The following is a 20,328-nucleotide window of genomic DNA, read 5'->3' as shown; positions in this document are numbered from 1 at the left end:
GTCCTCCTGCTTCGGCAGGAGCCCCGAAATTCCGTCTGCACCCGTCGGTCAGCCTATCACGCGATCGTGGAGCCACAGGATCGACGGATAGGCGCAGATCCAGATCCAGAAGAAGCGATTGAGGCCGAACAGGCAGGCGTTGGCACCGTGGAACAATGCCGCGATCGCCAGCCCCACCAGCAGCGCGGGGCGCGACAGGAAGGTCAGCGGGAAGGCGAGTTCGAACCCGATCACTGCCCATCCCGCACCCAGCAGCAGGCGGGGATGGGCGGCCCATCGCCGGATATTCTCCCCGGCCGGATAAGCCGAAAACAGGAAAACGTCGCGCAGGGCGCGGCCCGTTCGCCAGTCCGGGTTCGCGATCTTGACCCAGCCCGCCATGAAATAGCTCAGCAGCAACTGCATCCCGAGATAGCCGAACGCCAGTTCGCGCCATGCCGGTTCTGGCAGATTATAGGCACCCGCCAGGCATAGCAGGATGAGCAAGCTCATCCGATCCGCCCCACCATTATAGGGGCCGTTGAAGAAGGGCAGGATCAGGAGGTGGTTCACCACCAGCGCGAGCGTCAGGACGCCGGGTGAAAGGCCGAGCGACGGCGCGCTCAGGCTGGCCGTACCCAGCAGCAACGACAGGATCAGGCGCGGCGCGAACAGCAGGCGTTCGTGCAGGCGCACGGCGGGGCGCAGATGCTCCAGGCTCTGCTGGACGAAGGCCAGTGCCGTTATGGCGGATGTCAGCTGCAGGGCTTCTTCGAACGTCATCGCGTCACCAGATCGGCGATCGGCTGGGCGCCCGAGAGAAACGCGATCTCGCTCTCGACATCCTCGCGCGGCCCGACGCGGCGGACGAGGCGCAGGCGGATCTGCAGGCAGGCGCTACGATCGCAGCCCCCATCGCGATCGAGATGCCGGGCCACGCGCAGCAGCAATTCGTGCTGGCTGTGTGCCACCGTTTCCGCGCTGTCGGCGCGGATCAATCGCTCGGCAAGGCTGACCAGAAACAGGTTCTCGTTCCACTGCGGGTTCCAAACCAGCCGCAACAGCATCGCGCGCAGAGTCAGTTCGGCGGGGCGAGGGCGGAATTCCTGCCAGTGGTCGGCCGCCGCTTCGGGGTCGCGCAGCAGCGCATAGTCGACGCGGGGGCTGGCGCTCACGCCATCGAAGAAACGCCACGACGGCATGATGGCGGGCAGCATGAGGCGGAAACCGGCGAACGGAAACACGATGCGCGGCGTCCTTTCCACATATGTCGGTGCTGACAGCCCACGCCTACCGCGAATGCTCCTGAGCCGAAACACGCTTCGTGCCTTATCGCAGACGAGTTGCCATCGGCCGCGTCCTCGACGATGAGGGGGGATGTCCACACCCAGCACCGCCGATGGCACCGTCGAAGCGCGCATCGCCGCCGATCCGCGCTACACCGCGCTCGTTCGCGAGCGGCAGCGTTTCTCCTGGACGCTCACCGCGATCACGGTGCTGGTCTATAGCGGGTTCATCTCGCTGATCGCGTTCGACAAGCCGTTCATGGCGCAGTCGATCGCGGGTGGTGCGACGAGCCTCGCGGTCGTTCTGGGTATCGCGATGCTCATCGGCACGGTCGCGATCTGCGCGATCTACGTCCACCGCGCCAATGGCCGTTACGATGCGCGGGTCGCCGAACTGCTCGCCGGAATCGACGCATGATCCGCATCGCAATTGCGCTGGTCGCTCTGCTGGGCGGAGCCACCGCGGCCCACGCCGGGATCCACGGCACGATCGTCCAGCAACCGACCAACTGGACCGCGATCCTGATGTTCGCAGGGTTCGTCGCGGCGACGCTTTGGATCACCGCTACGGCCGCGCGGCGCACGCGCACGGTTTCGGATTTTTACACCGGCGGGGGCATCACCGGCTTTCAGAACGGGTTGGCGATGGCGGGCGACTATTGCTCGGCCGCCTCCTTCCTCGGCATCACGTCGCAGATCTTCAACGACGGTTATGACGGGCTGATCTACGCGATCGGCTTCCTCGTCGGCTGGCCGATCGTGCTCTTCCTGATAGGGGAGAAGCTGCGAAACCTCGGCCGCTTCACCTTCGCCGACGTCGCCTCCTACCGCTTCCTGCAGGGGCCGGTGCGCAGCTTCGCGGCGGTCAGCACATTGCTGGTCGTCGCCTTCTACCTGATCGCGCAGATGGTCGGCGCGGGGCAACTTATCCAGCTGCTGTTCGGCCTGCCCTATCTCTACGCGATCACCGTCGTGGGCGGGCTTATGATGGTCTATGTCCTGTTCGGCGGGATGCGCGCGACATCATGGGTGCAGATCATCAAGGCGGTGATGCTGCTGTTGGGTGCCACGTTCCTCGTCGTCGGTGTGATGGCGCATGTCGGCTTCTCGTTCGAAGCCTTGTTCTCGAAAGCGGTCGAGGTGAAGACCAAGGTCGCGCTCGACAATGGCCTTTCCCCAGACGAAGCGGCGGCGAAGGGCCGCGCGATCATGGGGCCGGGCGGGTTCATCAAGGATCCGATCTCGGCCTTGTCGTTCGGCTTCGCGCTGATGCTCGGCACGGCCGGCCTGCCGCATATCCTGATGCGCTTCTTCACCGTTCCCGATGCCCGCGAGGCGCGCAAGTCGATCCTGTGGGCGACGGTGTGGATCGGCTATTTCTACGCGCTCACCTTCATCCTCGGCTTCGGCGCGATCGTGCTGATCTCCTTCAACCCCGATTATGTCGACGTCGCGACCGGGGCGCTGCGCGGCGGCGGCAATATGGCGGTGATGCATTTGGCCCACGCGATCGGCGGCAACCTGTTCCTCGGCTTCATCTCGGCGGTCGCCTTTGCGACGATCCTCGCGGTCGTGGCGGGCCTCACCTTGTCGGCAGCTTCGGCGATCTCGCACGACATCTATGCCAGCGTCATCCGAAAGGGCGACGCCGATCCGGTCAAGGAACTGCGCGTCTCGCGCATCACCACGATTCTGCTCGGTATCACTGCGATCATTCTCGGCATCGTATTCCAGAAACAGAACGTCGCCTTCATGGTCAGCCTCGCCTTCGCGCTCGCCGCTTCGGGCAATTTCCCGGTGCTGGTGATGTCGCTGCTGTGGAAGGATTGCACGACCAAGGGCGCGGCGTGGGGCGGGGCGATCGGCCTGCTCACCGCCTTCGTGCTCACGGTGTTGTCGCCGGTCATCTGGGTCGCGGTGTTCGGCTATGCGGAGGCGATCTTCCCCTATAGCTCGCCGGCTCTGTTCTCGGTCCCTGCCGGGTTCCTCGGTATCTGGCTGATCTCGCTGCTCGATCGCTCGCCCCGCGCGGCTATCGACAAGGCCGGCTATCCGCTGCAGCGTGTCCGTTCCGAAACCGGCATCGGCGTCCACAGCCCCGCTGACCACTAAGCAACCCTCTAATCCTCCCCCGCCAGGGGGAGGTGGCGCCGAAGGCGACGGAGGGGGAGGGCGGCAGCCAACTTTGGATCATCGCATCCTCCCCCTCCGTCAGCTTGCGCTGACACCTCCCCCTGGCGGGGGAGGATTGAGTGGGCAGATACTCACCACGTCTTGAAGGCTTGCCGCTTTTCCGATCTAGTATCGGAAAAGCCGGCGCATGACCGGCCGACGGGACGAGGGAGAGCTTTGAATGCGCGCAGCGTGGCTGGCGGCGATCGCCGCTGTGATGACGACCGCCTTGATCTCGGGCTGTTCGAACGCTCCTCCGCCCAAAGTCGACAATGCCTGGTCCGGCCTGCTCGCGGCGACGCAGAATCCGGGCGACTGGGTTACCTATGGCGGCACTTTTGACGAACAGCGGTTCAGCCGGCTGACCGCGATCAACGACAAGACCGTGAGCGGCCTCGGCTTCGCCTGGTCCCACGAGTTCGATACCAACCGCGCGCAGGAATCGACCCCGCTCGAATATCAGGGCGTCCTCTACGTCACGACCGCCTGGTCGAAGGTCTATGCCCTCGATGCCAGGACCGGAAAGCAGCTCTGGTTCTATGATCCCAAGGTGCCCGGCGAATATGGCGCCAAGGGATGCTGCGACGTCGGCAATCGCGGCGCCGCGCTCTACGACGGCAAGCTCTATGTCGGCACGTTCGACGGCCGGCTCGTCGCGCTCGATATCAAGACGGGCAAGGTGGTCTGGTCGGTCGTCACGGTCGATCAGACGAAGACCTATACGATCACCGGCGCGCCGCGCATCGTGAAGGGCCGGGTCGTCATCGGCAATGGCGGCGCGGAGCTGGGCGCGCGCGGCTACGTTACCGCTTATGATGCGCAGACGGGCAAGCAGGCGTGGCGCTTCTACACCGTCCCCGGCAACCCCGCCGACGGCCCCGATCATGCCGCGTCGGACAAGGTGTTCGCCGAAAAGGCGGGCCAGACGTGGTTCGGCCGATATTGGAAGAATGGTGGCGGCGGCACCGTCTGGGATTCGATCGTTTACGATGCCGAACTCGACCAGCTTTATCTGGGCGTCGGCAACGGGAGTCCGTGGAATCACAAGCTGCGCAGCGACGGGAAGGGCGACAATCTGTTCCTCTCGTCGATCGTCGCGCTCGATCCCGATACCGGCGAATATCGCTGGCATTATCAGGGCACGCCCGGCGAAAGCTGGGATTACACCCATACCCAGACGATCACGCTCGCGACGCTGACGATCGACGGCAAGCCGCGCAAGGTGCTGATGCAGGCGCCGAAGAACGGCTTCTTCTTCGTGATCGATCGCACCGACGGCAAGCTGATCTCGGCCAAGAACTATGTCGATGTGAACTGGGCCACCAGCTATGATCTCAAGACCGGCCGCCCGATCGAAAATCCGGAGGCGCGCTACCAAGGCGGCAAGGCGGTGGTCGTCACCCCCGGCGCGCTGGGCGCGCACAATTGGCAGCCGATGGCCTTCAGCCCGCAGACGGGCCTCGCCTATATCCCGGGCAACAAGGCCCTGTTCGGCTATCAGGACGACGCGAACTTCGCGATCCGTCCCGGCCGCTGGAACCTAGGCCTCAAGACCGACGACACCTCGCCACCCGACGACCCGGCAACGTTCGCGGCGACCCGCAAGTTGCTCGGCGGTCGCCTGATCGCGTGGGATCCGATCCGCCAGCGCGAGGCGTGGGGCTTCGATTATTCGGAGCCGTGGAATAGCGGTCTGCTGACCACCGCAGGCAACCTCGTCTTCCAGGGCGATACAAAGGGCAATCTGCGCGCCTTCGCGGCCGATAGCGGCAAGGTGCTGTGGACGATGAACCTCGGCATGCCGATCATGGCCGCGCCGATCGCCTTCGAACTGGACGGCGCGCACTATATCGCGGTCGCGGGCGGCTATGGCGGTGCCTATGCGCTGACCTCGGCCTTCAACGACAATCCGATCGTGCGGCCGAACGGGCGGATCTACGTCTTCCGGCTCGGCGCCAAGGCCGCTCTGCCGAAGATCGACCACATCCCCTGGGCACCCGCCAACCCGCCCGCCGAAAAGTTCAGCGATGCGCAGATGACACATGGCCGCCACTTGTTCGAGCGCGACTGCTGGGTGTGCCACGGCCCCGGTGCGATCTCGAGCGGAGTGGTCCCCGATCTGCGCCGCTCGGGTGCGCTGACCGATGCGGCCGCTTGGAAATCGGTGGTGATCGACGGTGCGCTCAAGGAACGCGGCATGATCGGCTTCGGCAAATATCTGACCCCCGCCGATGCCGAGGATCTGCGCGCCTATGTCGCCGAACGCGCGAAGCTGCTCCAGAAGCAGGAGAAGAAGTAATTACTTCAGCTTCAGGGGCAGGCCGGCAGCCATGAACAACGCCTCGTCCACCGCCGACGCGACCGCCTGATTGATGGTCCCGGCGGCGTCGCGGAAGCGGCGGGCGAGCGCATTGTCGGGCACGATGCCCAAGCCGACTTCGTTCGCGACGAGGATCACCGGCCCCGCAGCGCGCCCGATTGCGTCGGCCAGCGCCTTCGCCTCCGTCGCGATATCGCGCTCGGCGAACATCAGGTTGGACGTCCACAGGGTCAGACAGTCGATCAGCAGCACGCGCCCCGGCGCGGCCTCGCGATCGATCACGCCGACCACATTGATCGGCTCCTCTATCGTGCGCCAGCGCGGGCCGCGATCGGCGATGTGATGCGCGATCCGGTCGCGCATCTCATCGTCGAACGCCTGCGCCGTCGCGACGAATACCAGCTCGCCCGCGATCGCCTCGGCGCGCGCCTGCGCGTGGCGGCTCTTGCCCGATCGTGCTCCACCCAGAACCAGCAACGAACTCATGCGCAAACCCCCGCGATCACCCACAGCATCAGGCACGCCCGGACATAGATGGCGAGTGCGCGGTGCAGATCGTCCGCATTCGCATCCGCCCGCCCGTTACCGATCCAAGCCTTGTCCACCACCACATTGTCATAGGCGATCGGGCCGGCGAGACGCACCCCCAGCACGCCCGCCATCGCCGCCTCGGGCCACCCCGCATTGGGCGAGGCATGCTTGCCCGCATCGCGCAGCATCACGCGCCACCCGCCGGGTCCGGCAAGGCAGATCATCACCCCCGCGATCCGCGCCGGGATAAGGTTCAGCACATCGTCGGTCCGCGCCGCCGCCCAGCCGAAGGCCCGCCAGCGCTCCTCCTTGTGCCCGATCAGGCTGTCGGCGGTGTTGATCGCCTTATACGCCCACACGCCCGGCAGCCCGAGCAGCAGCAGCCAGAACAAGGGTGCGGCGATTCCGTCGCAGAAGCTTTCGGCCAGACTCTCGATCCCCGCCCGCGCCACGCCCGCTTCGTCGAGTTGCGCGGTGTCGCGCCCCACGATCATGCCGACCGCGCGCCTCGCCCCCTCCAGATCGCCCGCCGCCAGCGCCCTCGCGACGGGCCGGACATGATCGAACAGGCTGCGCTGCGCCAGCGCGGGAAAGGCCAGCAGCGCCACGATCACCCAGCCGAAGGGTAGCCGCATCGCCAGCGCCTGCAACGCCCAGCCTGCGCCGCCCGCGACGGCGATCAGCAGCAACACCGTCGCCACGCCGGCCACCCGTCGCCCGCTTTCGCTGATATCCGGCCGGTTCCAGTGCCGCTCGCACACCCCGATGATCGCGGCGAACGCGCCGACCGGATGACCGATCCGGCGATAAAGCCCCGCCGGCCACCCGATCCCCGCATCGAGGATCAGCGCGCCGAGCGCGAGGGGCTCAAACACCGTCCAGCGCCGCGTCGAGCCGCGCGAATTCGTCGGCGTTGCCGGGCAGGCCGATGCGCAGCCAGCGCGGATTCTCGTCGAACGGTCGCGTCAGGATTCTGGCGGCAGCGAGCCGTTCGAACAGGCGGCGCGCGTCAGCGGTTTCGATCAGCCGGAACAGCGGGCAGGCGCCGTGCGGCGCAAAACCGCGCTGGCGCAGCAACGTGTCGAGCGCGGCCGCGTCGCTGCGCAGCAGACCGCCGGTCTGCGCGACCCACGCCCGATCGCGATAGGCCGCCGTCCCGATCGCCACCGCCGCCGCCGACAGCGGCCACGCGCCGATCAGGTTGCGCAGTCGATCGACGATCGCGCGCGGCCCGATCACGAAGCCGAGCCGCACTCCGGCCAGCCCGAAAAATTTGCCGAACGAACGGAACACGATCAGCCGCCGTTCGCCGACCTCGCTCGCAATGCTGCACTCGGGATGCGCATCGCCAAAGGCTTCGTCGACCAGCAGCCATCCGTCGCCGCGCCGCGCCAGCAGGTCGCGCATCGCATCGCGATCGATCAGCCGCCCGTCGGGATTGTTCGGATTGGCGAGGATCAATGTGCGCCCGTCGGCCTCGCCCGCTCGATCGAAGGACAGGGGCTGTGCATCAATCAGCATGTCTCCATGCGTGCGATAGGCAGGTTCGCACCACAATCCCTTCTCGTCCAGCAGATGCCCGGTAAGCCGCAGCCCGATCTCGCTCCCCGGCACCGCGCAGACATGCGTCGGGTTGGCCCCGAAATGCGCCGCTGCCGCAGTTTCCAGCGCGCGCAGATCCGCCTCGTCCGGGAGGCGCCGCCAGTCGACTGCCAGTGCATCGACGCCCGGCCAAGGATGCGGGTTGATCCCCGTCGAAAGGTCGATCCAGTCGCCATCGCCATAATGCGCGCGCGCTGCGGCAAGGCCGCCGCCATGCCAGGTCCACCGATCGCTCATGCCATCCGCGCCACGATCAGCGCGGCGAGCAGCAGAGTGCTTTCGGTCAGTTCGATCCCCGCGCCGTGCCCGTCACCAGAAATTCCCCCGATCCGCCGTCGCAGCCACGACGTCCATGCCAGCATCGCCACCGGCGCGGCCACCAGAGAGGGCGCGAACCAGCAGGCGATCAGCAACACCCCCGCCCAGATGGCGAGGTGCACCGGCCGGATCACATGCGCGAAGCGCGCCGCCAGCCCCGCGTGCAGTGGCGGCAGCATACGGGTCCACAGCAGCGGCCCGATCCGCGCGGCGAACGGGATCAGCGCAATCGCCCACCACAGTTGCTCCGCGACGGCACCGTGCAGCAGCACCAGCTTCGCCGCGATCTGCAGCGCGATCGCCACGACGCCGAAGCTGCCGACGTGCGGGTCGGACATCACCGCGATCATCCGCGCGCGATCCTTGTGCGCCGCGCCCGATGCGTCCGCAATGTCGCCCAGCCCGTCGAGGTGCAACGCCCCCGTCATGCCGATCCACAGCAGCAGTGCTGCCAGCGCGCCGACCCACGGATCGATCCACGCGCCCACCCAGGCGCCACCCGCCAGAATCGCGCCGACGATCAGGCCGACGGCTGGAAACCAGCGCATCGATCCCGCGAACTCTGCATCCGACACGGCAATGCGTGGCGTCGGCAGGCGCGTGAGGAACTGGATCGCGACGATCAGCCCCTTCACGGCCAAAGCCCGACGATCTGCGCCGAGCGTCGCTCGCCTGGCCAGATGCGCAGCGAAATCAGCGCTGCATAGCCCAGTTCGAAGCTCCAGATCTGGCGTTGATCGAAGCCGCACAGATAGGAAAGCGCGGCTCGCATCGCGCCGCCATGTGTGACGATCAGGGTCGGCCGCGGGTCGATTGCCTCGATCGCGGCGCCCACGCGCGTCAGCAGCGTCGACCAGCGCTCGCCATTGGGGGGCGGATTTGTGTCCGGATCGCCCCAGAATTGCGCCAGCGCATCGGGCGGGACCGCCGACGCCGGTTGCCCGTCCCAATCGCCGAAATCGAGTTCGCGCCAACGTGGATCGATGACTGGGGCAATATCGCGCCTCGCCCCGATCGCTTCGGCGGCCAGCCTCGATCGCGCAAGATCGGACGCGATCAGCGTCGCGAAGTCGAGCCCGTCCGCCTGGTCGAGGCACGCGGCGATCCCGGCGGGCGTCGGCAGGCCGTCGCTGCGCCCCATCAGCAATCCGGGCGTCTCGGGCGCGCCGTGCCGGAGCAGATAGAGGGCGAAGTCGGTCATTCCCTGCCGGATACGGCCGCTTCGGCAAAGGTCGCCATCTGTGCGTGCGCGGCCAGCGCCGATCGGATGATGTTCACCGCCACCGCGCCGCCGCTCGCTTCGCCCAGCCGCATGTCGAGGCGGAGCAGGGGGGCGAGGCCAAGCTGATCCAGCAATTTCTGATGCCCCGGCTCGGCAGAACAATGGCCGGCGATGCAATGCGCGGTGATGTCCGGATTGGCGACCGCCAGCGGCGCAATCGCGGACGTCGTTATGAAGCCGTCGAGCACCACCGGAATGCCCAATTGCCGCGCGCGCAGGATCGCGCCCGCAATCGCCCCAATCTCGCGCCCACCCACGCGGCGCAAAGTTTCGAAAGGCGTCATCGGCGCCGATCCGTGGTGCTGCAAGGCGCGTTCGATCACGTCGATCTTGCGCGCGATTCCTGCTCCGTCGAGGCCCGTGCCCGGCCCGGTCCAATCGGCCACCGCGCCGCCAAAGCTGCGCGTGGCCAGCGCGGCGGCTGCCGTCGAATTGCCGATCCCCATCTCGCCCACCACGATCAGGTCGAGGCCGGGTTCGACCGCCTCGGCCCCTGCGGACAGCGCCGCGAGGCATTCCGCCTCGCTCATCGCCGGCGCCACGGTGAAATCTGCCGTCGGTGTGTCGAGATCGATCGGAACGATGATCAGCTCAAGGTCCGCCGCCTTCGCCAGCGCGTTGATCGCGGCGCCCCCGGCGCGGAAGTTGGCGACCATCTGCACGGTCACGTCGGCCGGAAAGGCGCTCACGCCGTGGACGGTGATGCCATGATTGCCCGCGAACACCGCGACGCGACCGCGATCGATACGCGGCCGTTCGCGCCCCTGCCAGCCCGCGAAGAAGATCGCTATCTCCTCCAGCCGGGCGAGCGACCCTGCCGGCTTGGTCAGCTGCGCCTGTCGCGCCTGCGCCGCTGCAATCGCCGCACCGTCCGGCCGCGTCAGGCTGGCCAGCGCGCTTTCGAAGGTGTCGATGCTCGCAAAGCTCATTCGGCGACGAACCCTTCGGGGGGCGACCTCGTGATGAAATGGCCCTTCACTCCCGCCGGCCATTGCGAAAAGGGCACGCGGCCATGCTCGCTCGCCGCATAATGGACGGCATAATCGAGGATGGCGCGGGCAGCCTCCTCATCGGGTGTGAAGCGGCCGAGGATATAGCTCACCTTGCCGGGTGCGCGCAGGTGGACGGTGCAATAGTCGCTGCACGCGAACAGGCAGGCCATTTCCTGCACCTCGACCCCCGCATAGAGATCGTCGCTGGCTTTCACCGCATGGAGCGCGGCGGCCAGGCGCGCGCCGCCGCGCACGCCTTCGCCGTCGTCGCGGGATTCGGCCGAATGGCGGCATGTGTTGCATGCCACCACCGCCGGGCCGTTCTTCACTGGCCGGAGCATCGCCCGCCCTCCCGTCGCTTCAGTTCGCGCAACTGCGCGAGATCGCTTTGCAGTGTCGAGACGAGGTCGCGCAACCGGCGATTTTCGTCTTCCAGCCTTTCGATCTCACGCAGAGCCCGCGAGTCCAGGTTCACGCGGTCGCGGCGACCGGGGCCGGGACCCCGAGCGCCAGCAGACCGCGATAGAGCGCATAGAGCCCTGCCAGGATCGCGGCGTTGCGCACGAACTGGTTGGCCATGATCATCGGATCGACCGCCGTGTGCACCCCGCCCAGGACGAGCGCCGAGGCGAGCATCACCAGCTTGAAGCCCAGGAACCCCGCGACATAAGCGATCGCGAGTCGCGCCCAGACCGGTGCCTGTGCGAAGCGGGGCAGCGGCACGCGCGCCGCCAGCACCGAAGCGACCGCGCCGATCGCGAGCGCGCCGCCCCAGGCGAAGGTCGTCGCCTTGTGCGCATAGTTGAGCAGGCCGAATCCCACCGCCTGGCTTGCCGCCCAGGCGAGCAGCATCGTCGCGATGCCGTCGCGGCGGCGCATGTGGACGGCGGCGAGCGCCGCGAGCGAAGGGAAGGGCGTCGCACAGGCGAGCACCAGGGTGGTCACCGTGCTCGCGGCGGTCAGCAACAGGATCCAGAGCATCGAGGCGCCGGATTTGGAGAGCGTCGTCGTCATAGTCTCGGTCCTTTCAGTTGGTCGTGGTTTTGACATAGCCCTTGCCCATCCGGTCACGGCCGTCGGTCGGCTGGCCGGTCAGGCGGGGAAACAGGTCGTCCCAGAGCGTCAGGCGATCCCAGTCGGGTTCGTCGGCGATCCGGTCTTCGGGGCGCAGGAAGGGGTTGGGCAGGTAGATCGAGATTTGCGGATCGCCCGCCCCGTTGAACATGCGGATGCTCCACGAGATCGGCATCTCGTCGGCATCGAGCCGGCGGACCAGTTCGACCCGCGCGGGGCTGCGCTTGATTGCATCCTCGGGCGCCATCGCCGGGCCCGCGCCCAGGCACAGGTGGAAATGCCCCTTCGCGCCCCAGTGAACGGTGAAATAGCCGAGCTTGGAGAGGGTGATCTTCTCCGGCTTGCCCGGGCATTTCAGCTCATAGGCGGCGCCCGGGATCAGCGGACCCCAGGTCAGCTTGTCCCAATGATCGTCGAACAGTTCGGAGAACATGGCGAACAGCCAGTCGCGATCGAGGGGAAGCGGCCAGACCTCCTCGGTCCGGCCGTCCACCTTGGTCACCCGCTTCTCGATCGGCCGATCGACAGCGAGCGCGGGCATCAGAAGCGGCCCCGGAAGCCGGCGTATATGCTGCGGCCCAGCGTGCCATAGCGGAACGCGGTCATATAGTCCTTGTCGAACAGGTTCTCGACGCGGGCGAACAGGCGGAACTGTTCGGACAGCTCCAGTTCGGCGCGCAGATCGACCAGCGTATAGCTGTCGAGCCGCTGGGCGTTGGACGCGTTGTCGAAGCTGTGGCCCGACCAGCGGATCGCACCGCCCGTCGTCAGGCCCACCGGCCAGCGATAGCTGATCGATCCGTTCGCCTGGTTGCGTGGGCGGCGCGGCAGCCACTTGCCGAACGTCGTCGTGCCCTTCGATCGATCCTCCGCGACCGTCCAGCTATAGTTGCCGTCGACGATCAGGCCTTCGATCGGCTGAAGCGAAGCCTGCGCCTCGATCCCATGCGCTTCGGCGCGCGCGACGTTGAGGTAATAGCCCGAGCGACGGATCGTCGTGCCGGGCTGGCGACACAGCGCCAGGGTCGACGTCGCCGAGCAGCTGTTGAACACGATCTGGTTGGTCGTCGTGCGCTCGAAATAGGTCGCACCGAAGCTCAGCTTGCCGTCGAGCAGCTTCTGCTCGGCCCCCGCTTCCCAGCCGTCGGCCTCTTCGGGAGCGAGCGCTTCGTTCCCGAATTCGGAGAAGAGCTGGTAGAGCGTCGGCGCCTTGAAGCCCTCGCCATAGGCCGCGCGAATGATCGTGCCGGTCGGCAGCGACCACGCGCCACCCGCCGAGAACAGCGTCTTGTTGCCCGCGCGGCTATGATCGTCGTTGCGCACGCCGACGTTGAGGCTCAGCCCCGCGATCGGCTCGGCGAGCAGCTGGCCGTAGAAGCTCGTGATCTCGGCCTTGCCGCGCGCCGCTGCGGGGATGGGCGTAGCGAGCGAAGCGGGCGGAGAAACGCTGCGGAAGCGCGAGCGTTCATTCTCCGCGCCGAACAGCGCCGTCCAGCCATCGGCGATCGCGAAGGCGCCCTGATACTCCAAACGCTTGTTCCGGCCCGCGCTGTCGAACGTCTTGGTGCGCTGGTTGCGCGGATCGAAATTGTCGCGGTTGGTGTCGGTGTAGCCATAAGCGATGCGGTTGCGCAGGCGCTTGTCGAGCAGGTCGATCTTCAACCCCGCATAGCCCACGAACTCGCGGCTCAGCGCATAGGTCGGGTTGTCGGCAGTGGTCGAGTCGATGTCGGTGCGGCCCTTGGAGAAATAACCGCGAAAGTCGGCGGTGACGTTCTCGGTGATAGCCACTTCGACGCGGCCGGACAGGTTGCGGTTGGTGTAACCGTCCTTCTCGCGTCCGCCGAAGGCCGGGGCGATCGCGGAGATGCCGTCGGTCGAGAAGGCCTGCCCGCCCAGGCGCCACGTCAGCGCGCCTTGCTTGCCGCCCACTGCGGCGCGTGCGCTTGCGGTCTGGCGCGATCCGGCCTCGACGTCGAAGCTGCCTTCGAGCTCCTTTTGCGGCAGCGCGGTGACGACGTTCACGACGCCGCCAATCGCCTGGCTGCCCCAGAGGATCGACTGCGGCCCGCGCAGCACCTCGATCCGCGACGCATCGCCCACCAGCAGATTGGCGAAGTTGTAGCCGCCGCCCGCCGACGAAGGATCGTTCAGCTTCACGCCGTCGATCACCACCACGGTCTGGTCGGCTTCGGCGCCACGGATGCGCAGCGAGGTGGCGGTGCCATAGCCGCCGTTGCGCGACATGCTGACGCCCGGCGTGCGCTGCAGCAGCTCGGTCACGCCCATATCCTGGTTGCGGTCGATCGCCGCCTTGTCGAGCACGGTGACCGAAACGGGCACTTTTTCGGCGGGCGTGGCAATGCGGGTCGCGGTGACCAGGATGTCGGAGGCGTCGGCCTCCGCTGCCGCGTCGGGCTGCGCCGCCTGCTGCTCCTCGGCATAGGCCGTGGTGGAGAGCAGGAGGGAGATTAGAAACGAATATTTCAACATCGAACGTCTAGCCCCAAGACAAAGGGATCGCGTTCGTTCGGGGGCAGGGCACGACCTATCCCCCGCGCGAACACGGTCCGGATCTGTCGTCACTCGGGTTAACCCCCGTCCGCCCGGCACACCCTGTCCGCACGAAAGACGACCGCGACGGGCAGGTCTCCTGGCTTGCGGGTCATCGCCGTTTCGCGCCGCCTTCTCAGAACCGAAGTCCCAATGGCTTGATGGCGCGATAGCTCGCCGCTCACAGTTGCAGGGGCAGCCGGGGTCTTGAACCCCGTTCCCTTTTCATCCCCGTCTTAAGGGGGAACCTGTCGCGGCGCGGCGACTACGCCTTTGGGTGCGCTGCGTCAATCCGGCGCGCGCGGCGCACGCTTCAGCGGTAGCGCCGGAGTTGCTCGGTCAGGGTGCGAACCGCCTTGGTGTAGGCTGGCCCGCCGCACACCGTCCACGCCTCGGGAATGTGCAGGCGCGGGATGGCGTTGAGTGCGGGGTGGTGCAGCATCTCGGTGCCCTGATCGGTGATCTTGTCGGTCGCGCTTTCGACGATCAGGAAATCGGGCCGCGCCGCCACCATTTCCTCCAGGCTCAGCTGGGAGAGCGCGGGCTTGCCGAGCTTCGTCGCAAGATTGACCAGCCCGATCCGTGTCATCAGGTCGTCGACCAGCGTGCCCGCGCCGGTCATATAGCCCCGGCGCTGATAATAAGCTGCGACCCGATGTCGCCCGATCCCGGGCGTGCCGGCCAGATCGCGCTCCATCTGCGCGATCATGGCCTCGCCGCGATCGGGATGGCCCACCGCCTCCGATACGGTGCGGATCGATGCGTAGATATCCTCCAGCGTGTCGGCGCTTTTCAGGTCGACCGCAGGATATTTCCGCATCTTGAGCGCGCGCAGGATCGCGTTGCGCCGCGCGGGGATGCCGACGACGAGATCGGGATCGATCTCCAATATCTCCTCCGCTGACGTGCCGAGAATGCGCAGCCCCTTGGTCCGCGCCGCCTCGGCCGACATGTTCGCCTTGGCGGCGTTGCGCGTCAGCCCCGCAATCTGTGATCGATCGGCCAGCGTCAGGATCAGCTGGTCGGCGCACAGGTTGAGCGAGACGATGCGCTTCGGCGCGGCATGCAGCGGCGTCGCCAGCGCCCCGATCGCCAGCGCCGCGATGATCGCCGCCCGCATCCTCACTTGGCCGTCGCGCTCAGGCTTTTGTCGCGGATCGCCTTGAATTCGGACCCCGCCTTCCACGTCGGCCACTTATCCGAATTGGCCAGCTCGGCGCCGATCGTGCCGACCAGATCGATGTCCTGCACCGCGCCCGCCAGATTCCATTCGGGGCTCCACGCATCGCACGCCTGATGATAGCATTGGCCGGTATAGGCATCGATCCACGCCTGCCCGCCTGCGACGCCGCCGGTCTTCAGGTCGGATGCGCCCGCAATGCCCATCAGCAGCAGGGTGGGCACCCCGCGCTTGGCGAAGCTGAAATGGTCGGCGCGGTAGAACAGGCCGCGCTCGGGCAGGCTTTCGGGCGTCACCCGGCGGCCCTGGGTCGCGGCGACGCGCGCCATGTCGTCCTCCAGGCTGTTCTGGCCCTTGCCGACCAGCACGACGTCATTCGCCGGCCCCGCGGTCTGCAGGATGTCGATCGCGAGGTTGGCGACGGTCTTCGCCGCCGGCACCGTCGGGTTCGCGGCATAATATTCGGATCCCAGCAGCCCGCGCTCCTCCGCCGTCCACGCGGCGAAGACGACGCTGCGCTTCGGCGCCGGCCTCGCCTTCATTGCGCGCGCAATCTCGAACATGCCCGCGATGCCGAGCGCGTCGTCGTTGGCGCCGCTGCGGAACACGCGGCCCTGCGCATCGGGTTTGCCACGGCCATAAGCGTCCCAATGCGCGCCGATCATCACCACCTCGTCGGCCTTGGTCGTGCCGGGGATTTTCGCCAGCACATTGCGGCTCGCGACCTCCTCATGGGCGACGGGCACGTCGGCGGTGAAGGTCACGCCCGGCAGCGGCACCGGCTTGAAGTTCGCCTTGCGCGCCGCGACCTGCAGTTTGGCGAGGTCAAGGCCCGCCGATGCGAACAATTTCGTCGCCGCATCGCCCGTGATCCATCCTTGCAAAGCGAGGCTGCTGAGTTTGTCGGGTGCGCGGACGATGTCGTAATTCTCGCCCCCGCTGCTGACCACCACGTTCCAGCCATAGCCCGCACCCGCGCTCTCATGGACGATCAGCGCGCCGACCGCGCCCTGCCGCGCCGCTTCCTCGAACTTGTAGGTCCAGCGGCCATAATAGGTCATCGTCCGCCCGCCGAACTTGCCCGCCACCGGCTCGCCCGGCTGCGCCGCGAAATCGGGGTCGTTGACCAGGAAGATCACGACCTTGCCCTTCAGGTTCGCGCCCTTGAAATCGTCCCACTTGCGCTCGGGCGCCTTCACGCCGTGGCCGATGAACACCACCGGCGCACCCGCAATCTTCGCGGCATCGTCGGGGCGGATCGTCGAAACATAGACGTCCTTCAGCTGCTCGGCCGGAACCACGCCCTTGGGGCTGTCGAACCGCATCGCGCCCGCGCCCAGCCCCGTACCCAGCTTAGTGTGGAGCAACGGCACCGTCTGCGTCCACTGCCCGTCCGGCCCCGCCGGCTCCAGCCCCAGATCCTGGAAACGCGCGATCAGATAGCCGATCGTCCGCTCCTCGCCCGCCGTCCCCGGCGCGCGCCCTTCGAAAATGTCGGACGCCAATGTGCGCACCGTCTGTTCGATGCGGGCAGGGTCGGTGTTCTGGGCGAGGGCGGGCGCGGCGACGGTTGCGGCCAGCGCGAGGAGGATCGTCTTCATGGGGCGGACCTTTAGGCTCCGCTTGCCCCCACCTCAATCCTTCCCGATTGTCCTGGAACATTTAAGGAACGATCTCTTGACAAAAAGAACCTAATGGGTTATTTACACGCTCATCCTGTCGCTCGGTACAAGCGAACGGGATGCAGGACCGGCCCGGAGCTTAGCGCTTGCTCCGCACCGGGCCGAACGGTCGGCGCGAAGTCATCCGGTTCAGCCGAAGCTTCGCAACATCCGGCCGGCTTGGGACTGTCCGCCGATCGCGGCGGCTATGGTGCGAAGAAAAGACAGGGCCGATCCACTGCGTCTTCGGGCGTATCCCGGGTAGCCCCGATCCGACCACCGGACGCCACCGATATCGGGAAAGCCGCCTGACAATCGGCTTTCGATTCCGCACGCGGGGCTTGCTCCGCCCCCGGACCCCATGAAAGCCGGCCCTGAACACACGACATGTCCAACCCGGATGCCCGCGGAAGGACGCGCCGACCGATCCCTGTCCTGATTCTACGCCACAGGTGCGTCCTCTTCAGATCCTCCCCCGGAGGGGGAGGGGGACCGCGCAGCGGTGGAGGGGTATTGGCCGGCAACGGTACTTATCGTCTCCAGCGCACTCCTTGCGACGCTTACCCCTCCACCACCCTTCGGGCGGTCCCCCTCCCCCTCCGGGGGAGGATCAAGTTACCCCCGCAACATCCGACCCGGCCCGCCCGCGGCACCGCGCGCCAGCGCCGCGCCGTCGCGCCGGATCGGCACGCCGTTGACCAGCATGTGCGTCAGCCCGGTCGCGCGGTCGGCGATCAGCCGCTCGCCGCCCGCCGGCTGGTCATAGACGCGCCGTACCGGCCCCGGCCCGATCGTCGCGGGATCGAACACGGTAATATCGGCGGGCGCGGCGATCTTCAGATAGCCGCGATCGAGCCCGAACAGATCGGCCAGTTCGCCGGTCAGCTTGCGCACCGCGGTTTCGATGGGGAGGACTTTCTTATCGCGCACCCATTTGCCCAGCAGATCGGTCGGCAGGATCGCGTCGCAAATCTGATCGGGGTGCGCGCCCGAGTCCGCCAGACCCAGCACCGCGCCGTCGATCCGCAGCAGCTTGGCGACCTCGTCCTCCTCATAATTGACCTGCACCACGGTGAACCGCGTCGCCAGCCCATCGGCCAGCGCCAGGTCGATCGCGGCATCCAGCCCGTCGACGCCCAGCCGCTTCGCCAGCGCCTCGATCGTCATCCCCTCCAGTTCGGGCGACGTCGGCGATTCGGATATCGTCCAGCGATCCCAGCTGATCGTGAAGGCATAATTGGCCAGTTCGGTCTTCACCGTCGCGCGCCACGCCGGATCGCGGAAGGCGGCGATCCGCTCGGCATCCGATTTGCCTTCGAGTGCCAGCATCGACGCCGCGCGCATCGCAAAGGCGGTGCGCAGCGTGGTCATCGACACGATCGGCCGGCACGACACCTGCGGATGCACCCTAGCGCCCTTCGCATAGCGTTCGGCGTGCAGCGCGGCCGACGCGCGATGCCCGCCATCGGCGGTCTGCATCAATGCGGTCCAGGTGAAGGGGCGGCCGATATCGGCCTGCATGTCGTACATCGCCTCGCGCGACAGGTGCTGGCCGCCCGGCACCATCGCCATCACGCCGCGCCCGTCCTTCGCCATCGCCTTGCCCAGCGCCAGCAATTCGCGCGCATCGGCCTTGCCCGTCGCCGATCGCCGCCCGGTCGGCGCGCTCGACGATGCGAAGCCGATCGCGCCCGCGTCCATCGCCTGGCCCACGATCGCCGCCATCCGCGCAATCTCTTCATCGGTCGCGGCGCGATCATAAGCGTCGGCGCCCATCACATCGACGCGCACCGGCGAATGGCCGACATAGGCCGCGATGTTCAGCGTGGGGCGAAGCGCCTCGACGCTCGCCATATAGCCCGCGAAATCGGTGAACGACCATTGGATGCCCGCATTCAGCACCTTGGCCGGCATGTCCTCCAGCTCGACGAGCATCTGCACCAGAGTCTCGCGATTCTCCGGCCGGCACGGCGCCAGCGCGAACCCGCAATTGCCGATGACGACCGACGTGACCCCCTGCCAGCTCGACGGGGTGCAATCGGGATCCCAGAACAGTTGCGCGTCATAATGGGTGTGCATGTCGATGAAGCCCGGCGCGACGATCTGCCCGCGCGCGTCGAGTTCCTCATCGCCGTTCAGCCCCTGGCCGATCGCGGCTATGCGGCCGTCCTTGATGGCCACATCGGCTTCGTACAGTTCACCGCCGGTGCCGTCGGCGACCAGCCCGCCCTTCACGACGATTGTCTTGCTCACACGCTTGTCCTCTCCGTCCGCGCTGCTTTACGCTTGACCGCGCCACGCCTTCACGCTTTGGCGTCGCGCAATAGAGTTATATCTTTCTGGAAAGGGAATCGATGGCCATCCGCACGCGCGTCACCGAAATGCTGGGGATCGAGCATCCGATCGTCCAGGGCGGCATGATGTGGGTCGGCCGCGCCGAACTGGCGGCGGCGGTCTCGAATGCTGGTGGCCTGGGCATCCTGACCGCGCTGACCCAGCCGACGCCCGACGATCTGCGCCGCGAAATCGAACGCTGCCGCACCATGACCGACAAGCCGTTCGGCGTGAACGTCACCCTGCTGCCGTCGATGAACGCGCCGCCTTATCCCGAATATCGCAAGGCGATCATCGAATCGGGCATCAAGATCGTCGAGACAGCCGGCAACAAGCCGCAGGAGCATGTCGAGGATTTCAAGGCGCACGGCCTGACGGTCATCCACAAGTGCACCTCGGTCCGCCACGCGCTGTCGTCGGTGCGGATGGGTGTCGACATCATCTCGATCGACGGCTTCGAATGCGCCGGCCATCCGGGTGAGGACGACATTGGCGGCCTCGTCCTGATCCCGGCCGCAGCCGACAAGATCGACATTCCGATGCTCGCGTCGGGCGGTATCGGCGACGGGCGCGGCCTCGTCGCGGCGCTGGCGCTGGGTGCGGAAGGCATCAACATGGGCACGCGCTTCTGCGCGACCAAGGAAGCCCCGATCCACGAGAATATCAAGCAGTTCATCGTCGACAGCGACGAGCGCGGGACCAACCTGATCCTGCGCAAATTCCACAACACCGGCCGCGTCGGCAAGACGCCGGTGTCGGACAAGGTGGTCGAAATCTCTGCGCAGGAAGGCTCGGTGTTCGAGGATATCCGCCCCTACGTCGCCGGCGCCAAGGGCCGCGAGGCGCTCGAGACCGGCAATATCGAGGCTGGCCTCGTCTGGACCGGGATGGTCCAGGGCCTGATCAACGACATCCCCACCTGTGACGAGCTGATCAGCGGCATCATGCGCGACGCCGAAGCGATCATCGCGAAGCGGTTGGGCGGTATGCTGGGCTGACCACTTACATCCTCCCCCGCCAGGGGGAGGTGGCGCCGAAGGCGAC

The 20,328-nt window shown here is 66.9% G+C and carries 19 protein-coding genes and 1 riboswitch; of the genes, 4 read left to right on the top strand and 15 right to left on the bottom strand.

Annotated elements, in window-relative coordinates; genetic code table 11:
- Positions 1-48 precede the first annotated feature (48 nt).
- Both FYJ91_RS13290 and FYJ91_RS13285 read right to left on the bottom strand, forming a co-directional pair.
- Positions 49-762 carry an HTTM domain-containing protein gene (locus tag FYJ91_RS13290; RefSeq protein WP_149522757.1) on the bottom strand — a complete coding sequence of 238 codons (714 nt, stop codon included), beginning with the start codon at positions 760-762 and terminating at the stop codon, positions 49-51.
- The gene (locus FYJ91_RS13285) at positions 759-1,223 is read right to left on the bottom strand and encodes a hypothetical protein (RefSeq protein WP_149522756.1); all 465 of its coding nucleotides are present in this window, start codon (positions 1,221-1,223) and stop codon (positions 759-761) included. Before FYJ91_RS13285 ends, FYJ91_RS13290 begins: the two co-directional genes overlap by 4 nt.
- Before the next feature lie 133 nt (positions 1,224-1,356).
- On the opposite strand from FYJ91_RS13285, the gene FYJ91_RS13280 reads away from it, so the two are divergent.
- The 3 genes from FYJ91_RS13280 (at position 1,357) to FYJ91_RS13270 (ending at position 5,736) form a co-directional block, all read left to right on the top strand.
- The gene (locus tag FYJ91_RS13280) at positions 1,357-1,683 is read left to right on the top strand and encodes a DUF485 domain-containing protein (protein ID WP_149522755.1); all 327 of its coding nucleotides are present in this window, start codon (positions 1,357-1,359) and stop codon (positions 1,681-1,683) included.
- Positions 1,680-3,377: a cation acetate symporter gene (locus tag FYJ91_RS13275; RefSeq protein WP_149522754.1), complete on the top strand. Its 1,698-nt coding sequence runs from the start codon at positions 1,680-1,682 to the stop codon at positions 3,375-3,377. The genes FYJ91_RS13280 and FYJ91_RS13275 overlap by 4 nt, the downstream gene beginning before the upstream one ends.
- Before the next feature lie 241 nt (positions 3,378-3,618).
- Complete coding sequence (locus FYJ91_RS13270; protein ID WP_149522753.1) at positions 3,619-5,736, top strand: PQQ-dependent dehydrogenase, methanol/ethanol family; 2,118 nt, start codon at positions 3,619-3,621, stop codon at positions 5,734-5,736.
- Here the strand turns inward: FYJ91_RS13270 and cobU are convergent, their stop codons facing one another.
- The 13 genes from cobU to FYJ91_RS13205 form a co-directional block, all read right to left on the bottom strand.
- Positions 5,737-6,243: a bifunctional adenosylcobinamide kinase/adenosylcobinamide-phosphate guanylyltransferase gene (cobU, locus tag FYJ91_RS13265; RefSeq protein WP_149522752.1), complete on the bottom strand. Its 507-nt coding sequence runs from the start codon at positions 6,241-6,243 to the stop codon at positions 5,737-5,739.
- Entirely contained in the window at positions 6,240-7,163 is a 924-nt protein-coding gene (gene cbiB, locus FYJ91_RS13260) for an adenosylcobinamide-phosphate synthase CbiB (RefSeq protein ID WP_149522751.1), read from the bottom strand. The genes cobU and cbiB overlap by 4 nt, the downstream gene beginning before the upstream one ends.
- Positions 7,156-8,127, bottom strand: a complete 972-nt coding sequence (locus FYJ91_RS13255) for a threonine-phosphate decarboxylase (protein ID WP_149522750.1) — start codon at positions 8,125-8,127, stop codon at positions 7,156-7,158. The genes cbiB and FYJ91_RS13255 overlap by 8 nt, the downstream gene beginning before the upstream one ends.
- Positions 8,124-8,843, bottom strand: a complete 720-nt coding sequence (cobS, locus tag FYJ91_RS13250) for an adenosylcobinamide-GDP ribazoletransferase (RefSeq protein ID WP_149522749.1) — start codon at positions 8,841-8,843, stop codon at positions 8,124-8,126. The genes FYJ91_RS13255 and cobS overlap by 4 nt, the downstream gene beginning before the upstream one ends.
- A complete protein-coding gene (locus FYJ91_RS13245) occupies positions 8,840-9,409 on the bottom strand; it encodes a histidine phosphatase family protein (RefSeq protein WP_149522748.1) in 570 nt (189 codons plus the stop codon). The genes cobS and FYJ91_RS13245 overlap by 4 nt, the downstream gene beginning before the upstream one ends.
- Complete coding sequence (gene cobT / locus FYJ91_RS13240) at positions 9,406-10,419, bottom strand: nicotinate-nucleotide--dimethylbenzimidazole phosphoribosyltransferase (protein WP_149522747.1); 1,014 nt, start codon at positions 10,417-10,419, stop codon at positions 9,406-9,408. Before cobT ends, FYJ91_RS13245 begins: the two co-directional genes overlap by 4 nt.
- A complete protein-coding gene (locus FYJ91_RS13235; protein WP_149522746.1) occupies positions 10,416-10,823 on the bottom strand; it encodes a DUF1636 domain-containing protein in 408 nt (135 codons plus the stop codon). The genes cobT and FYJ91_RS13235 overlap by 4 nt, the downstream gene beginning before the upstream one ends.
- A gap of 130 nt (positions 10,824-10,953) precedes the next feature.
- A complete protein-coding gene (locus tag FYJ91_RS13230) occupies positions 10,954-11,496 on the bottom strand; it encodes a hypothetical protein (RefSeq protein WP_149522745.1) in 543 nt (180 codons plus the stop codon).
- Between the two features lie 13 nt (positions 11,497-11,509).
- On the bottom strand, positions 11,510-12,097 hold the full coding sequence (locus tag FYJ91_RS13225; RefSeq protein WP_149522744.1) for a DUF7676 family protein: 588 nt from the start codon (positions 12,095-12,097) through the stop codon (positions 11,510-11,512).
- Positions 12,097-14,049: a TonB-dependent receptor gene (locus FYJ91_RS13220; protein ID WP_149522743.1), complete on the bottom strand. Its 1,953-nt coding sequence runs from the start codon at positions 14,047-14,049 to the stop codon at positions 12,097-12,099. The genes FYJ91_RS13225 and FYJ91_RS13220 overlap by 1 nt, the downstream gene beginning before the upstream one ends.
- A 133-nt stretch (positions 14,050-14,182) precedes the next feature.
- Positions 14,183-14,376, bottom strand: a riboswitch (cobalamin riboswitch).
- 46 nt (positions 14,377-14,422) lie between these two features.
- Positions 14,423-15,229: an ABC transporter substrate-binding protein gene (locus tag FYJ91_RS13215; RefSeq protein WP_149522742.1), complete on the bottom strand. Its 807-nt coding sequence runs from the start codon at positions 15,227-15,229 to the stop codon at positions 14,423-14,425.
- A 2-nt stretch (positions 15,230-15,231) separates the two neighbouring features.
- The gene (locus FYJ91_RS13210; protein ID WP_149522741.1) at positions 15,232-16,890 is read right to left on the bottom strand and encodes a M28 family metallopeptidase; all 1,659 of its coding nucleotides are present in this window, start codon (positions 16,888-16,890) and stop codon (positions 15,232-15,234) included.
- A 675-nt stretch (positions 16,891-17,565) separates the two neighbouring features.
- Positions 17,566-19,203: an N-acyl-D-amino-acid deacylase family protein gene (locus tag FYJ91_RS13205; protein ID WP_149522740.1), complete on the bottom strand. Its 1,638-nt coding sequence runs from the start codon at positions 19,201-19,203 to the stop codon at positions 17,566-17,568.
- Between the two features lie 101 nt (positions 19,204-19,304).
- Between FYJ91_RS13205 and FYJ91_RS13200 the strand changes: the two genes are divergently transcribed.
- A complete protein-coding gene (locus FYJ91_RS13200) occupies positions 19,305-20,282 on the top strand; it encodes an NAD(P)H-dependent flavin oxidoreductase (RefSeq protein WP_149522739.1) in 978 nt (325 codons plus the stop codon).
- The last annotated feature ends 46 nt before the right edge of the window (positions 20,283-20,328 follow it).

The organism is Sphingomonas montanisoli (assembly GCF_008274695.1).
Lineage (GTDB): Bacteria > Pseudomonadota > Alphaproteobacteria > Sphingomonadales > Sphingomonadaceae > Rhizorhabdus > Rhizorhabdus montanisoli.
The sequence above is the reverse complement of the archived record's forward strand: the minus strand, read 5'-3'. Positions and strand labels throughout refer to the sequence as shown.

Excerpts from the sequence above, each read along its gene's own strand:
- FYJ91_RS13290 (WP_149522757.1), bottom strand. The coding sequence starts at position 762 with ATGACGTTCGAAGAAGCCCTGCAGCTGACATCCGCCATAACGGCACTG.
- FYJ91_RS13280 (WP_149522755.1), top strand. The coding sequence starts at position 1,357 with ATGTCCACACCCAGCACCGCCGATGGCACCGTCGAAGCGCGCATCGCC.
- FYJ91_RS13275 (WP_149522754.1), top strand. The coding sequence starts at position 1,680 with ATGATCCGCATCGCAATTGCGCTGGTCGCTCTGCTGGGCGGAGCCACC.
- FYJ91_RS13270 (WP_149522753.1), top strand. The coding sequence starts at position 3,619 with ATGCGCGCAGCGTGGCTGGCGGCGATCGCCGCTGTGATGACGACCGCC.
- cobU (WP_149522752.1), bottom strand. The coding sequence starts at position 6,243 with ATGAGTTCGTTGCTGGTTCTGGGTGGAGCACGATCGGGCAAGAGCCGC.
- FYJ91_RS13255 (WP_149522750.1), bottom strand. The coding sequence starts at position 8,127 with ATGAGCGATCGGTGGACCTGGCATGGCGGCGGCCTTGCCGCAGCGCGC.
- FYJ91_RS13245 (WP_149522748.1), bottom strand. The coding sequence starts at position 9,409 with ATGACCGACTTCGCCCTCTATCTGCTCCGGCACGGCGCGCCCGAGACG.
- cobT (WP_149522747.1), bottom strand. The coding sequence starts at position 10,419 with ATGAGCTTTGCGAGCATCGACACCTTCGAAAGCGCGCTGGCCAGCCTG.
- FYJ91_RS13235 (WP_149522746.1), bottom strand. The coding sequence starts at position 10,823 with ATGCTCCGGCCAGTGAAGAACGGCCCGGCGGTGGTGGCATGCAACACA.
- FYJ91_RS13230 (WP_149522745.1), bottom strand. The coding sequence starts at position 11,496 with ATGACGACGACGCTCTCCAAATCCGGCGCCTCGATGCTCTGGATCCTG.
- FYJ91_RS13225 (WP_149522744.1), bottom strand. The coding sequence starts at position 12,097 with ATGCCCGCGCTCGCTGTCGATCGGCCGATCGAGAAGCGGGTGACCAAG.
- FYJ91_RS13220 (WP_149522743.1), bottom strand. The coding sequence starts at position 14,049 with ATGTTGAAATATTCGTTTCTAATCTCCCTCCTGCTCTCCACCACGGCC.
- FYJ91_RS13215 (WP_149522742.1), bottom strand. The coding sequence starts at position 15,229 with ATGCGGGCGGCGATCATCGCGGCGCTGGCGATCGGGGCGCTGGCGACG.
- FYJ91_RS13210 (WP_149522741.1), bottom strand. The coding sequence starts at position 16,890 with ATGAAGACGATCCTCCTCGCGCTGGCCGCAACCGTCGCCGCGCCCGCC.
- FYJ91_RS13200 (WP_149522739.1), top strand. The coding sequence starts at position 19,305 with ATGGCCATCCGCACGCGCGTCACCGAAATGCTGGGGATCGAGCATCCG.